Source organism: Rodentibacter genomosp. 1 (genome assembly GCF_001999285.1).
Lineage (GTDB): Bacteria > Pseudomonadota > Gammaproteobacteria > Enterobacterales > Pasteurellaceae > Rodentibacter.
Window position 1 is genome coordinate 115,127 of the sequence record NZ_MLHN01000003.1, and the last position, 15,594, is coordinate 130,720.

Below are 15,594 nucleotides of genomic sequence, written 5' to 3' on the forward strand. Positions count from 1 at the left end.
AACCAAATTGGTGTGAATTAGATCACAAATTTGACATTCTTTTTTTCAATAATATGAGCAGGATCATAAAGCAAGCGGCATCCTATTCAGCATAATAATAATAATAATAATAAAAAACAGGAGGAATGATGAGTTTACAGCTAATTTCGATTTTAGTGCTATGCGGTTTTTTTACCAATTTAATGTCAGCGGTTTTTGGTATCGGCGGTGGCGTGTTAATGGTGCCGATTCTCTATACATTATTTCCCGATTTTCCACTGCAAATGATTGCCGCCACCTCACTCACCATTGTTATCGGCTCATCAATCATTAATTTGATTTATTTTTATCAGCAAAAAATTCAAATTCGTATAAAAGCGGTGTTGTTTTGGTCACTTTCCACCATTATCGGCGTTCAATCCGGTTTTGAAATTAGTTTTTTCTTACCGGATATTCTAATTATTAGTATTTTTGTCGGAACGTTAAGCCTGTTAGCGCTAAAAATAATGTTGAGTTCAGAAAACTTGCCACATCACGGACAAATATCGGGTGAAATATGGAAAGGCAGCGGACTATGCTTATTCGGCGGGTTAATCGCAGGACTAACCGGTATTGGTGGCGGTTCAATTATGGCGCCTTTAATCGGGCAATTAAAAAGTATTAAGCCACAACAAATCGCCCCTTATACCAATTATATGATGGTGATTGGCGGCAGCGGCAGTCTGTACAGTTATCTGACAAAATCCCCACCTTTTTATCTAACAGGAAGCTGGCAAGTCGGTTATGTTAATTTCTCTATTGTTGCCATTGTGGTATTAAGTGCATTTATGATGAGTTTTTTCTCAATGAAAATTCGAGGCAAACTTTCCCCCTCGCTTACACGAAAATTGCTCGCCCTTATTCTGTTTATCATCGCCGGATATATGCTGATGTTACATTTATTGAAAGGATAAAACAGCATAACCATCATCTTATTCTTAAAGAAATAAATCTGTCTAAAATCTTCACTTTTTAGATAATCGGATATAAAAACACGCTAATTTTAACCGCACTTTATTTAATAATTAAGGCGATATCAACACGCCGAATGCCACAAGCTAAATCTTTTAGCTTAACTATTTGACCTTCTTTATTTTTCAGATAAGCTACGCATCATTATTTTTTATTGCTAGAGAGACAGACTATGTTAGAACAAATGGGCAAACAAGCCAAAGAGGCAGCTTTTATATTGGCACAGCTGAGTACATCGGAAAAAAACCGTGCTTTAAATATTATTGCCGAACAGTTAGAACAACAATCGGCGAGCATTTTAGAAGAGAATGCAAAGGATATTGAACTGGCAAAACAAAACGGGCTATCAGATGCATTGATTGATCGCCTTTTACTCACCCCCGAGCGTTTACAAGGTATTGCCAATGACGTACGTCATGTGGTTTCACTTGCCGATCCGGTGGGTAAAATTATTGATGGAGGAACACTAGATAGCGGTCTTAAAATCGAACGTGTCCGCACACCCATTGGGGTGATTGGTACCATTTATGAAGCACGCCCGAATGTCACCATTGATGTGGCAAGTCTTTGTTTAAAAACGGGCAATGCAGTCATTTTACGAGGGGGAAAAGAAACCCAATTTTCTAATCATATTTTGGTGAACGTAGTGCAAAATGCCCTTGAGCAAGCAGGATTACCAAAATTTGCGGTACAAGCCATTACCGATCCTAATCGTGATCTCGTGATGCAATTATTAAAACTGGATCGCTATGTAGATATGATTATTCCTCGTGGTGGTGCGGGCTTACACGAACTTTGTAAACAACATTCTACGATTCCCGTGATTATAGGCGGTGTCGGTGTTTGCCATACCTTTGTGGAAGAAAGTGCGGATCAAAATCAAGCCGTTTTAGTTATCGACAATGCGAAAACTCAGCGTCCAAGCACCTGTAATACCCTAGAAACCCTACTTGTTCAAGAGTCTATTGCTACTGAATTCTTACCTAAACTCGTGGCGCAACTTTCAGCGAAAAAGGTAAAATATCACGCAAAATCAACCGCACTTGAGATATTAAAACAAGCCGGAGCAAGCGTGGATGAAGTGACTGATCAACAATTACGTGAAGAATGGGGTTCTCTTGATTTAAATGTCGTGATCGTGAAGGACATTCAGGCTGCAATTGCCCATATTCGTGAATATGGCACGCAACATTCCGAAAGCATTTTAACCGCCTCTCAAACTCTGGCACACCAATTTGTGAACCAAGTGGATGCGGCAGCGGTTTATGTGAACGCAAGCACACGTTTCACCGATGGCGGACAATTTGGCTTAGGCGCAGAGGTCGCCGTCAGCACCCAAAAACTTCATGCTCGTGGCCCTATGGGATTAGAAGCCCTTACCACTTACAAATGGGTATGTGAAGGAAACTACACCACAAGAAAATAACGATTATTTCTACCGCACTTTTCATCAATAAAGTGCGGTTATTTTTAGGAGAATTTTATGAAAAAATTACTTTCATTACTCATTATCATTGCTGCCTTAATCGGCATTGCCGCTGTACAACCTTCTGCAACCGATAACAATGCTGACGATGGCAAACGAAATTTTGTGGTTTCGCTCGTGGCAAAATATTTTCCGTTTGAAGCGGAAGATCTTGTTGCATGGTACGATAAAAATATTGTTTATGCTGATAATCCAACAGACACTGCCGTGACATTTAAATTAGATGAAAAAGAAATCACCCTTGCCGCTCATCAAACGCAAAAACTCATGTTAGAACCGGGACAACATCGCTTGGAATTGAGTGATGGTAAAGTGATTGAATTAACACAGAAAGAAGGAACAAACCGCTCTATCTTAAACCCAACTGCCTCGCTTTATTTCTTTTGGAAAACTGTTTATGGTTCCGTGAGTTTACCCATTGAATATAAAACCGTAGCAATAGCTGGAAAACCCTATGAAGGACCTTTTGAGGTGAGTAATGAATATTTGATTACACGTATAGGCAATCAACCTTGGCGATTTGGTTTAGATGAATCAATTCCTGACACCATCGCCGTCAATAATGATCGTAATACTTATACCTTAATTTTTAGTAAAGCTTATCGCTTACCGGATTTTATCAACGCCTATCCAATGCTATCGGCACAATAAACAAAAAAGGTTGATGTCATTTTGACATCAACCTTTTGCTTTTTAGCGAATTATAGTAAACCGCCTTGGCCTAAAGCAGGGTCAGTATCACGTGCTTTTAACGCATCTTCTACCGTTAAACCTAATGCTTTCGCTACACCTTCACCATATGCAGGATCACACCAGTGACAGTTACGGATATGACGATATTTGATGAAGTCAGGCGCATCGCCCATTGCTCCAGCAGTGTTGTTAAACAATGCTTGTTTTTGGTCTGCGTTCATTAAGTTAAACAATGCACGCGGTTGACTGAAGTAGTCATTATCATCTTGACGATAATCCCAAAATGCAGCATCACCGTTAATGCGAAGTGGTGGCTCAGCGAAATCAGGTTGTTGTTGCCATTGATTGAAGCTATTTGGCTCATAATGCGGTAAGCCACCATAGTTACCATCTACACGACCTTGACCATCACGTTGGTTACTGTGAACAGGGCAACGAGGACGGTTTACCGGAATTTGACGGAAGTTCACACCTAAACGGTAACGTTGTGCGTCAGCATAGTTGAATAAACGTGCTTGCAACATTCTATCCGGACTTGCACCGATTCCCGGTACTAGGTTGCTTGGTGCAAATGCAGATTGCTCAACATCAGCAAAGAAGTTTTCAGGATTACGGTTAAGTTCGAACTCACCCACTTCAATTAATGGGTAGTCTTTTTTCGGCCATACTTTAGTTAAATCAAACGGATGGTAAGGAACTTTTTCTGCATCCGCTTCCGGCATAACTTGGATAAACATTTTCCATTTCGGAAAATCGCCACGTTCAATCGCTTCGTATAAATCACGTTGGTGACTTTCACGATCGTTTGCGATAATCGCTGCAGATTCTGCATCAGTTAAATTCTTAATGCCTTGTTGAGTGTGGAAATGGAATTTCACCCAGAAACGTTCGCCTGCTTCGTTCCAGAAGCTGTAAGTATGTGAACCATAACCGTGCATATGACGATAACTTGCCGGAATACCACGCTCACTCATTACGATAGTCACTTGGTGTAAGGCTTCAGGTAATAATGTCCAGAAATCCCAGTTGTTGGTTGCTGAACGCATATTAGTGCGAGGATCGCGTTTTACTGCTTTGTTAAGATCCGGGAATTTACGAGGATCACGTAAGAAGAATACCGGTGTGTTGTTACCCACCATATCCCAGTTACCTTCTTCAGTATAGAATTTTAATGCAAAACCACGAATATCACGTTCTGCATCTGCCGCACCACGTTCACCCGCTACGGTAGTAAAACGTGCAAACATCTCAGTTTTTTTACCCACTTCGCTAAAAATCTTAGCACGGGTATATTTGGTAATGTCGTGAGTAACGGTAAAGGTACCGAATGCACCTGAACCTTTTGCGTGCATACGACGCTCAGGAATCACTTCACGTACAAAATCTGCTAATTTTTCATTTAACCATAAGTCTTGTGCAAGTAATGGGCCACGTGGACCTGCTGTTAAACTATTTTGGTTGTCGGCGACAGGTGCGCCATTTCCCATTGTCAAAGATGTGGAATGAGAAAATGGACATTTTGAAGTCATAGGATGCTCCTCTTTATCTTTAGTGAATGTAAACTTCTTGCGCATTATATAGAAAGGTTTTAACGATTAAAATCTATCAAATTAATCAAAAAAACCAATTTAACAGATTTTCTTTGTAAAAAAGCGATACTTGTTCTAAGTGAGCCATAAAGTTAAAGTGCGGTCATTTTTGTAAATGTTTTTTCTTTAATACATGGGCATGCACTTCATTAAAACAAGCCACTTTTTCAACAATCAATATGATTTATTCAACTATTGGAAAACGGTCTCAATTAAAGAAATGATGAATAAAATCAAATTTTATACCGGTCGAATACTCTCAACATCGAGCGTTGCATCAAACTCTTTTTGTAAAAGAAGTAATTTTTTATCTTGTTGAAGTTCATCACGGGCTTGTTCACAGAGCTCTTGATACACTTGTTTACGATGTTCCATTGGTGTAGCGATACGACGATCATCAAATTGAATATCAACCTTTATCTGAGCGCCATAAAGCCGACTGAGTGATTCGGCTAATACATCTATATTACGATCTTGGCGTAAGTGGGCTTTTTCCGAATGAAGACCAAGCTGAATGCGATCTTCAGTTTTATTCAGTAAGAAACAATTTAACGCTAATTCTTTTGAAAACCCTGTTACCCCGGAACGCTCGACAATATCCGTCCATTCATCCTGTTTCTGTGTAATATTAACAATACGCAAGCGCAATTCCGGAGTTATATCTTTCAAGATGGCTTGTCTAATATCAGATGGTCGAATAGCCTCCGTTTCCTTTGCCAACTCTGGATTTCGCCATTCCCAGCGGTAGGTTTCCGCATCAACCAGTTCTTGCTCTTCCTGTTCTCGCTCCGTATTATTCTCTACGGTATTTTCCATAGTTTGAATATTTTTTGGCACACTAGAAACTGAAAGATTAGCAGCCGTTTTATTTGGCGGAGTCATCTCAAGTACCGGAAGTGCGGTCATTTTTCTTTCTATTTTTTGCTCATCAAGTGATTGTATGCGATGCATGGTTTCACTCACGGCATTATTCATTTCTTTTTGATGAGCTTGGCGTTCCCCCTCTTCAATTTGATTCAGTTGCTTTAACGCATCTAAAGCAGCGAGGCTTGCAAGATTAAGTGGCTGATTTGAGGAAGCAGAAATAGGCTGGTTTTCTGCACCGTAAGTTGCTTTAATATTTTGCGACAGCACCGGTACATCAATATCTTTAGTGTGATTTTCAACCACACTTTTTTCAAGAGAAGGAGCTTGATATTCAGATGACTGAATCTTGGGTGCTGCCGTAAGGAACTTTGGGTGAAATGCTAATGCCCTTAATAATGTCATTTCAGCACCGACACGATAATTTGGTGCCACATTCAATTCTTTTCTACCTGAGATGATCACTTGATAGAAAAACTGTACATCTTCCGGAGAGATATGTTTTGCAAGGAAAGAAAGATGCTCACTTTCATTAGTTAAATGTTGTGGAAGAAGCTGCATTAATGCAATTTGATGTAGCTTTTCAGCCACTTCTGCTAACAAGCTATCCCAATCGCCGGCCTTTTCAGCAACCGCTTGAATTGTTTTCATTAAAGCTTCGCCATTGCCTTGGTGTAGGGCATAAATAATGTCAATTGCTTGGGTATCGTCCAATAGTCCTAACATGGTGTTAACTAGGTTTACCGTTATATGGCGATCCCCCATCGCAATAGCTTGATCCGTAAGGCTGAGACTGTCACGAATACTCCCTTGTGCTGCCTTTGCTAACTTGTCTAAAGCCAGTGGCTCAAAAGGAATGTTTTCTTGACTTAAAATATGGGCAAGATGTTGTGAAATTTGCGTTTCATCTAACGCCTTGAGATGAAATTGCATACAACGCGATAAAATCGTGACAGGAAGCTTTTGTGGGTCCGTTGTAGCAAGCAAAAATTTTACATATTCAGGCGGCTCTTCTAAAGTTTTCAGTAAGGCATTGAAAGAATGTCGTGACAACATATGCACTTCATCAATCAAATACACTTTAAAGCGTCCAACTACAGGTTTGTATTGCACGTTATCCAACAGTTCACGCGTATCTTCAACTTTAGTTCGAGAAGCTGCGTCAATCTCAATCAAATCAATAAACGTGCCTTGTTCAATGGCTTTACAGTTTTCACATTCGCCACAAGGGTGGTCTGTAATACCATTTTTAATACAATTTAATCCTTTGGCAAAAAGGCGTGCAATGGAGGTTTTTCCCACGCCTCGTGTACCGGAAAATAGATAAGCGTGATGGAGTCTCTGTTCTTTTAAGCCGTTAGAAAGTGCGGTGAGAATATGACCTTGTCCTACCACATCTTCAAAGGTTTGAGGACGCCACTTTCGTGCTAAGACTTGATAGCTCATAAATTATGTATTAGTGACCTTCAAAATTAACTAAGGTATAACAATTTACACCTAAATCATTCAAACGTTTCTCACCGCCAAGCTCCGGTAAATTAATCACAAATGCGGCATGATTAACTTTTCCGCCTAGGCGTTCAACCAATTTGACCGTTGCTTCAACCGTTCCCCCAGTGGCGAGTAGATCATCAATAATTAAGACATTATCCTGCTCCGAAATAGCATCAACATGAATTTCTAAGGTATCTTGACCGTATTCCAATTGGTAGGATTGGGAAATCGTTTCACGTGGGAGTTTTTTTGGCTTGCGTACCAATTCAAAAGGCAAACCTAATGCAAGAGCAACCGGCGCACCAAAAATAAAACCGCGAGATTCTGTGCCAAGCACTTTAGTGATTTTTTTGTCACGATACTGATCAACAATTAAATCAATGCTCGCTTTAAAAGCGTCTGGGACTTCTAATAGTGCCGTAATATCGCGGAAAATAATACCCTCTTTCGGATAATTAGGAATGGATTTGATAGAAGATTTGATAAGTTCAAGTTTTGTATTCATAAATAAACTCAATAAAATGAGAGGAAATCAATATTTTTGGGCTGTCATTCTATCATAAAACATAAGAGAAAATGGAAAATTACTGACATAACATTAAAAGGTAAATTCGCATAAAAAAGCTGAAATGGAGACTCTCCAATTCAGCTTAAATTATTTCAGCATTATGTGCTCGTTGTGCAAATTTAATTTTCACTTATCCGCTAGAAACGAATGAACTTTAATAAAAAATAAATAATTTCAATATGTTAAAATCCTAATGCCAATATGGCGTCTATAAATTTTTCTATCTGTATATTTACTACATTACTGAATTCTTTTGTAAAAATGACCGCACTTTACATGATTCGGCGAGACTGGGTGTAGGTTCTCGCCCAATAACTTTCATCTAAAGAGCTAATAGTAACACCTTTGCTCGTACTCGCATGCATAAACCGGTTATTGCCAATATACACACCAACATGATTATTATGACGGAAGAAAACAAGATCACCTTTCTGTAATTCATGTTTACTGATTTTGCGTCCTAGATAACGTTGCTCTGCCGTAGAACGAGGTAATTCAATACCATAAGCAGACCAAAATGCGGTTTGCATAAATGCAGAACAATCAATACCCCGCTTACTCGTCCCGCCCATTCTATAACGAGTCCCAACCCATTCATTATAGACACCGGCAAGTGCTTTATCACTAATTAAACCGGATCGAGGACGATTTGTTTTTAATGTCTGATGAGCACCACGATTTGCCTTTTCTAAATGGCTGATTAATCCCGTCAACTGAGCATCATCACTTTCTGAAATTTTGCTATTGGTATGATGAACACGACTTGAACAGGCTGTAGCAAGGATGACAATCCCCAAAATGGTTAAAAATCGCTTTAACATAGTAAAAAATTTGAAATAACTAAAAGACATAAAAATAAAATTTGCGGAAGGCTATCAAATATAAAAGTAAATAGCCAGTTAAAATTGCATTTTTATGCATTTTTGTGAGATATTTCACAAAAAAGGCAATCCATAAAGATTGCCTTTTTAGCATAATAGTTAATTATTTTTTCTTCGCTTTTGCATTTGGTAGATCGGTAATAGATCCCTCAAATACTTCAGCTGCCAAACCGACAGATTCGTGTAAAGTTGGGTGGGCGTGAATGGTTAATGCAATATCTTCTGCATCACATCCCATTTCAATCGCTAAACCAATTTCACCAAGTAACTCCCCACCATTGGAGCCAACAATAGCACCACCCAAGAGACGATGAGTATCTTTATCAAAGATAAGTTTTGTCATCCCTTCTGAACATTCAGAGGCAATAGCACGACCGGACGCTGCCCATGGGAATTTCGCGACTTCGTAATTCAACCCCTCTTGCTTACATTCTTTTTCTGTTTTACCAACCCATGCGACCTCTGGTTCGGTATAAGCAATTGATGGAATCACTTTTGGATCGAAATAATGTTTTTGTCCCGCAATAACTTCTGCCGCAACATGACCTTCGTGAACACCTTTATGAGCAAGCATTGGCTGACCGACAATATCACCGATCGCAAAGATATGCGGTACATTAGTACGCATTTGTTTATCTACATGAATGAAACCACGTTCATCAACTTCAACACCGGCCTTACCTGCATCAATCAATTTACCATTTGGTACACGACCGATAGCAACCAATACGGCATCATAACGTTTCGTATCGTTGCAGGCTTTACCTTCCATTGAAACATAAATACCATCATCTTTCGCTTCAACAGCTGTAACTTTAGTTTCAAGCATGAGCTTAAATTTTTTCTCAATTTGTTTGGTATAAATGGCAACGACATCTTTATCCGCAGCAGGGATAACTTGATCAAACATTTCAACCACTTCAATCTCTGAGCCTAATGCGTGATAAACCGTTCCCATTTCTAAACCGATAATACCGCCGCCCATGATAAGTAATTTTTTAGGTACTTCTTTTAATTTAAGTGCATCGGTTGAATTCCAAATACGTGGATCTTCATGTGGAATGAAAGGTAATTCGATTGGTCGAGAACCTGCCGCAATGATCGCATTGTCGAATTTGATCGTGGTTGGGTTACCATCGCGATCACGGGCAACTAAAGTATTTGGATCAGCAAATGTCGCTAAACCTTCAACGACGGTGACTTTACGCTGTTTCGCCATACCCGCTAAACCACCGGTTAATTTTGCTACTACAGCATCTTTACCCGCACGAACTTGGTCTAAATCAATTTTAGGTTCACTAAAATAAACCCCATTTTTCTCCGCATGTTTTGCTTCTTCAATCACTTTAGCAACGTGCAATAAGGCTTTGGATGGAATACAACCTACATTCAAACATACACCACCCAGCGTAGAATAACGTTCAACAAGCACTGTTTCTAAGCCAAGATCTGCGCAACGAAACGCAGCGGAATAACCAGCCGGACCGGCACCAAGTACAACAACTTGGGTTTTAATTTCTTTACTCATTTTTACCTCGTAAAAACGTTGAAATTATTGACCGCTCTTTGAGCAATCAGGAACATTTAAAAAACGCCCCTCAATCACGAGAGGCGTTACTTATTACATAATTAAACGACGTAAATCCGCTAATACAGCACCAATATAGCTAATAAAACGAGCGCCGTCAGCGCCATCAATCACACGGTGATCGAAAGACAATGACATTGGAAGAATTAAACGAGGTGCAAATTCTTTACCATTCCATACCGGTTCCATAGAGGATTTGGAAACTCCTAAAATCGCGACTTCAGGTGCATTTACAATTGGTGCAAAGTGCGTTGTACCGATACCACCGAGGCTTGAAATAGTGAAACAACCACCCTGCATATCAGAGGCGGTTAATTTACCTTCACGTGCTTTTTTCGACACTTCCATTAATTCACGGGAAAGCTCAATAATCCCTTTTTTGTTCACATTTTTGAACACCGGTACCACTAAACCGTTTGGTGTATCCACCGCCACACCGATGTTGATATATTTTTTCAAGATCAGGCGTTGTGCATCTTCAGTAATTGAACTGTTAAAACGTGGATAAGCTTCCAACGCTTTTGCCACAGCTTTCATGATGAATACAACAGGGGTAATTTTCACACCTAATTTTTGTTTTTCAGCCAACACATTTTGTTCTTTACGGAACGCTTCTAAATCGGTGATATCCGCTTTATCGAAATGAGTTACATGTGGAATCATCACCCAGTTACGATGTAAGTTTGCCCCGGAAATTTTATTAATACGGCTTAATTCTACTTCTTCAATTTCACCAAATTTGCTGAAATCTACTTTCGGCCATGGTAATAAACCAAGACCCGCGCCATTTGCCACACCGTTTCCAGCGGCTGAAGACGCTGTTGTTCCACTTTCATAAGCTTTAACCGCAGTCTTAACATAAGCTTGAATATCTTCTTTAACAATACGTCCTTTACGTCCCGTACCTTTTACTTTGTCTAAATTTACACCAAATTCACGGGCTAAACGGCGAATAACAGGGGTTGCATGCGCATAACTTGCACTTGCTACTACTTGCTCTTGGCTTAAACCTGATACATTGCCGCTTTCTGTTGTGGAGGATTGAGACGGAGCCGCTGTTGTTTGTGCGGTAGGTGCAACTTGCGATACAGGTGCTGTAGCTTGAACCGGTGTAGCCCCCGCCACTTCAAAGCGCATAATTAATGAACCGGTAGAAACTTTATCACCTGATTTCACTAAAATTTCTTTTACGACACCCGCAAATGGTGCCGGAACTTCCATTGAAGCCTTGTCACCTTCAACCGTAATTAAAGATTGCTCTTCCGAAACGGTATCACCTACTGCAACCATAATTTCAGTGACATTGACTTCATCGCCACCGATATCCGGTACATTTACATCTTTAACTGCAGATGTTGCCAGTGCAACTGTCGCAGGAGCTGACTCTTGAACCGGTGCAGAAACAGCCGGAGCTGAGCCTGCCACTTCAAATTTCATAATCAATTTACCTGTAGAAACTTTATCACCCACATTGATTAAAATTTCTTTTACCACACCAGCAATTGGTGCAGGCACTTCCATAGATGCTTTGTCACCTTCTACGTTAATGATAGATTGATCCACTTCAACGGAATCACCGACTTTCACCATAATTTCAGTGACATTGACTTCATCAGAACCAATATCAGGCACATTGACTTCTATTACGCTTGCTACCACAGGTGCATCAACCGGTTTCACTTCTTGTACAGGCGCTGCTGATACCGGAGCCGCTGTTTCTGCAGAATCCAATATCAACATTGGTGTACCGGTAGTGACTTTATCGCCGACTTTCACCAAAACTTCTTTTACCACGCCTGCTTCCGGTGCCGGTACTTCCATTGAAGCCTTATCACCTTCTACATTAATAATACTTTGATCTACCGCAATAGTATCACCGACTTTTACCATGACTTCCGTTACAGTAACTTCATCGCTACCAATATCAGGAATTTGAATTTGTTTTGACATATTTTGTTCCTTTATAAAGTGCGGTCAAATTTATAAAAATTTTTGACCGCAGTTTTCCATCAATTACGCATAGAGCGGATTGATACGCTCAACATTCAAACCGAATTTTGCAATAGCATCCGCAACAACTTGATTTGTTACAGTCCCCTCTTTAGCCAATTGAGAAAGGGCAGCAACAACGATATAACGCTCATCGACTTCAAAATGTTCACGTAAGTTTGCACGGCTGTCAGAACGACCAAAACCATCCGTACCTAATACGTGATAATGTTTCGTTGGCACAAAGGCACGGATTTGATCTGCATAACCTTTAATGTAATCCGTTGACGCCACAGTTGGTAAATCTGCAAGTACTTGTGCAACATAAGGGATTCGTTGTTCTGAAGTTGGGTGTAACAAGTTCCAACGTGCAACATCATGGCCATCACGTGCCAATTCATTAAATGATGGTGCCGAGAAGACATCCGAAGTGACACCATAATCATTGGCAAGGATTTGTGCAGCTTCACGAACGTGACGCATAATCGCACCGGAGCCTAACAATTGAACGTGGCCTTTACCTTTACCTTCTACCGTTTCAAATTTATATAAACCTTTGCGGATACCCTCTTCCGCACCTTCAGGCATTGCCGGTTGCTCTGTTATTTCATTCAATGTGGTGATGTAGTAGAACACATCTTCTTGTTTTTCACCGTACATGCGTTGAATACCATCTTGAATGATTACAGCAACTTCAAAGGCAAATGATGGATCGTAAGTCACACAGTTAGGAATCACACCCGCTTGAATGTGGCTATGGCCGTCTTCGTGTTGTAAACCTTCTCCGTTTAAGGTTGTACGACCTGATGTCCCTCCAATCATAAAACCACGAGCCAATTGGTCGCCCGCTAGCCACATCATGTCACCCACACGTTGGAAACCAAACATTGAGTAATAGATGAAGAATGGAATCATTGGTTGATTATTCACCGAGTATGAGTTCGCTGCGGCTAACCAAGATGCTGTCGCACCCAATTCATTGATCCCTTCTTGTAATACTTGGCCATCTTTCGCTTCACGATAGTACGCCACTAAATCACGATCTGAAGGCACATAATTTTGACCATGTGGATTGTAAATACCAATTTGACGGAACAAGCCTTCCATACCGAAAGTACGCGCTTCATCTGCAATGATCGGCACAATTGTTTTACCAATATTTTTGTCTTTTAATAAGGTATTTAATACACGTGAAAATGCCATAGTGGTCGAAATACCACGAGGTTGAGCATCCAATAAAGCGTTAAATTCATCTAATGCCGGAACTTGATATTCCACATCAAATTTCGATTTACGTGCCGGCACATAACCATCTAGTGCTTTACGCTGACCATGCAAGTAATTATATTCTTCAGATCCTTCAGGGAATTTAATGTATTCAAGATTTTCAACTTGCTCGTCAGTTAATGGTAGTTGGAAATAATCACGGAACCCCTTAAGGCTTTCGTAAGACATTTTTTTCGATTGGTGAGCAGTATTTTTACTTTCCGCTTCAGGAATTTTATAACCTTTCACTTGCTGCGCTAAAATCACAACCGGTTTTGTTGCATTTTGAGCTTTAGCGTAAGCGGCATACAGTTTTTCAGAATCATGTGCACCACGACGTAACGCCCAAATTTCATCATCTGTCATATCGGCGACTAATGCAGCTGTTTCCGGATAACGACCAAAGAAATGTTCACGGACATAAGCACCATCTTTGGATTTGAAAGTTAAATAATCGCCATCGACCACTTCCATCATTAACTGGGTTAATTTACCGGAAGTATCTTTCTCAAATAATTTATCCCAGTTACCGCCCCATAATACTTTAATCACTTCCCAACCGGCACCGGTAAATAGTCCCTCTAATTCCTGAACGATTTTACCGTTACCATTTACCGGACCATCTAAGCGTTGTAAATTACAGCTTACGGTGAAAATGAGGTTATCCAAGCCTTCACGTGCAGCAAAGGTTAATGCACCTTTAGACTCAATTTCGTCCATTTCACCATCACCGAGGAAGGCATAGACTTTTTGGCTTTTCGTATCTTTTAAACCACGGTTATCTAAGTATTTTAAGAAACGGGCTTGATAAATTGCATTAACCGGGCCCAACCCCATTGACACAGTTGAGAATTGCCAGAATTCAGGCATTAATTTCGGGTGTGGATATGAAGATAATCCATCAACAAAGGCTTCTTGACGGAAATTATCCATTTGTTCTTCCGTTAGACGACCTTCTAAAAAAGCACGGGCATACATCCCCGGTGCAGCGTGACCTTGGAAGAAAATTAAATCACCACCGTTTTTCTCAGTTGCGGCTTTAAAGAAGTGGTTGTAGCATACTTCGTACATGGTTGCCGCAGATTGGAAGGTAGAAATATGACCACCTAAGTCGAGATCTTTCTTCTGGCTACGTAAAACCATCGCAATCGCATTCCAACGCACCGCTGAACGAATACGACGTTCAATTTCGCGATTACCCGGATAAGCCGGTTGCTCAGATACCGGAATAGTATTCACATAATCCGTAGTCACGCCTGTTGGCAACGAAACTCCGCTAGTACGCGCTTGACCGATTACTTGCTCAATGATGTATTGCGCACGCTCAATGCCTTCTTCACGAATCAAAGAATCTAATGATTGTAACCAATCTTGCGTCTCGATTGGATCAACGTCATTTTTTAAAATCTCAGACATAGGTTTTCCTTATCTGTTAATCAAGTGAAAATTAGTTCGACTACTTATTAAAGTCAAACACGAATATCAAAATGCCTGTTTCGATTTACAAACATTTAACAAATCTTGTAAATTTTAGAAGATTTTTTTAAATAAAGATAGTAAATTTTCACCAAACTGACGCTTTTATCCGCAAAACATTACGCGATATCATAGAAGTGCGGTTCTTTTCTGAAAAGTTTTAACGAAGTAATGAAAGCAATGCTCAAAACCTTGCATAGCCCTTGTCTTTAATTTAAAGTTTTCTCATCTCTTAACATAAGGAAATCACGATGAAATCAACACTTCGCTCGCTCTCACCACATAAACGTATTGCTTTAGTGGCACATGATAGTTGCAAACAAAGCCTCATAAAATGGGCCAAAAAACATCAAATTGCTCTCGGCTCACATCAACTTTATGCAACAGGCACAACAGGACACTTGCTCGCACGGGAAACAGGTTTAACCATTCAACCTTTATTAAGCGGGCCAATGGGCGGCGATCAACAGCTAGGCGGGCTTATTGCAGAAAAGAAAATGGATATAATGATCTTTTTTTGGGATCCCATGAATGCTGCGCCTCATGATCCTGATGTGAAAGCCCTAATGCGTATTGCAACCGTCTGGAATATTCCTGTTGCAATCAATCAAGCCTCGGCTGATTTTTTACTCACTTCACCTCTTTTTAAACAAAGCATGGATATTGAAATTCCGGATTACGAAGATTATCTAAAAGAACGTTTAGGATAA

Annotated in this window: 11 protein-coding genes; 4 read left to right on the forward strand and 7 right to left on the reverse strand. The window is 40.2% G+C overall.

Annotated features, from left to right (window positions below; all coding sequences use genetic code 11):
* Positions 1-128 precede the first annotated feature (128 nt).
* The 3 genes from BKK54_RS01980 to BKK54_RS01990 all read left to right on the forward strand — a co-directional run bounded on the left by BKK54_RS01980 (position 129) and on the right by BKK54_RS01990 (position 3,127).
* Complete coding sequence (locus BKK54_RS01980; protein ID WP_077541015.1) at positions 129-932, forward strand: sulfite exporter TauE/SafE family protein; 804 nt, start codon at positions 129-131, stop codon at positions 930-932.
* 230 nt (positions 933-1,162) lie between these two features.
* Positions 1,163-2,416 (forward strand): glutamate-5-semialdehyde dehydrogenase, encoded by a 1,254-nt coding sequence (gene proA / locus BKK54_RS01985; protein ID WP_077541018.1) that lies wholly within the window; start codon positions 1,163-1,165, stop codon positions 2,414-2,416.
* A 57-nt stretch (positions 2,417-2,473) separates the two neighbouring features.
* Complete coding sequence (locus BKK54_RS01990) at positions 2,474-3,127, forward strand: hypothetical protein (RefSeq protein WP_077541020.1); 654 nt, start codon at positions 2,474-2,476, stop codon at positions 3,125-3,127.
* Between the two features lie 50 nt (positions 3,128-3,177).
* Here BKK54_RS01990 and BKK54_RS01995 read toward each other — a convergent pair whose 3' ends face one another.
* The 7 genes from BKK54_RS01995 to aceE all read right to left on the reverse strand — a co-directional run bounded on the left by BKK54_RS01995 (position 3,178) and on the right by aceE (position 14,824).
* The gene (locus BKK54_RS01995; protein WP_077541022.1) at positions 3,178-4,698 is read right to left on the reverse strand and encodes a catalase; all 1,521 of its coding nucleotides are present in this window, start codon (positions 4,696-4,698) and stop codon (positions 3,178-3,180) included.
* Positions 4,699-4,998: 300 nt separating this feature from the next.
* Positions 4,999-7,068 carry a DNA polymerase III subunit gamma/tau gene (dnaX, locus tag BKK54_RS02000; RefSeq protein ID WP_077541024.1) on the reverse strand — a complete coding sequence of 690 codons (2,070 nt, stop codon included), beginning with the start codon at positions 7,066-7,068 and terminating at the stop codon, positions 4,999-5,001.
* A gap of 10 nt (positions 7,069-7,078) precedes the next feature.
* Positions 7,079-7,621, reverse strand: coding sequence for an adenine phosphoribosyltransferase (gene apt, locus BKK54_RS02005; protein ID WP_077541026.1), 543 nt, complete (start codon positions 7,619-7,621; stop codon positions 7,079-7,081).
* Between the two features lie 335 nt (positions 7,622-7,956).
* A complete protein-coding gene (locus BKK54_RS02010) occupies positions 7,957-8,505 on the reverse strand; it encodes an NlpC/P60 family protein (RefSeq protein WP_077541205.1) in 549 nt (182 codons plus the stop codon).
* 163 nt (positions 8,506-8,668) lie between these two features.
* Positions 8,669-10,093 carry a dihydrolipoyl dehydrogenase gene (gene lpdA / locus BKK54_RS02015; protein ID WP_077541028.1) on the reverse strand — a complete coding sequence of 475 codons (1,425 nt, stop codon included), beginning with the start codon at positions 10,091-10,093 and terminating at the stop codon, positions 8,669-8,671.
* 93 nt (positions 10,094-10,186) lie between these two features.
* On the reverse strand, positions 10,187-12,103 hold the full coding sequence (gene aceF, locus BKK54_RS02020) for a pyruvate dehydrogenase complex dihydrolipoyllysine-residue acetyltransferase (RefSeq protein ID WP_077541030.1): 1,917 nt from the start codon (positions 12,101-12,103) through the stop codon (positions 10,187-10,189).
* A 63-nt stretch (positions 12,104-12,166) separates the two neighbouring features.
* Positions 12,167-14,824 (reverse strand): pyruvate dehydrogenase (acetyl-transferring), homodimeric type, encoded by a 2,658-nt coding sequence (gene aceE, locus BKK54_RS02025; protein ID WP_077541032.1) that lies wholly within the window; start codon positions 14,822-14,824, stop codon positions 12,167-12,169.
* Between the two features lie 311 nt (positions 14,825-15,135).
* Between aceE and mgsA the strand changes: the two genes are divergently transcribed.
* Positions 15,136-15,594, forward strand: coding sequence for a methylglyoxal synthase (gene mgsA / locus BKK54_RS02030; RefSeq protein WP_077541034.1), 459 nt, complete (start codon positions 15,136-15,138; stop codon positions 15,592-15,594).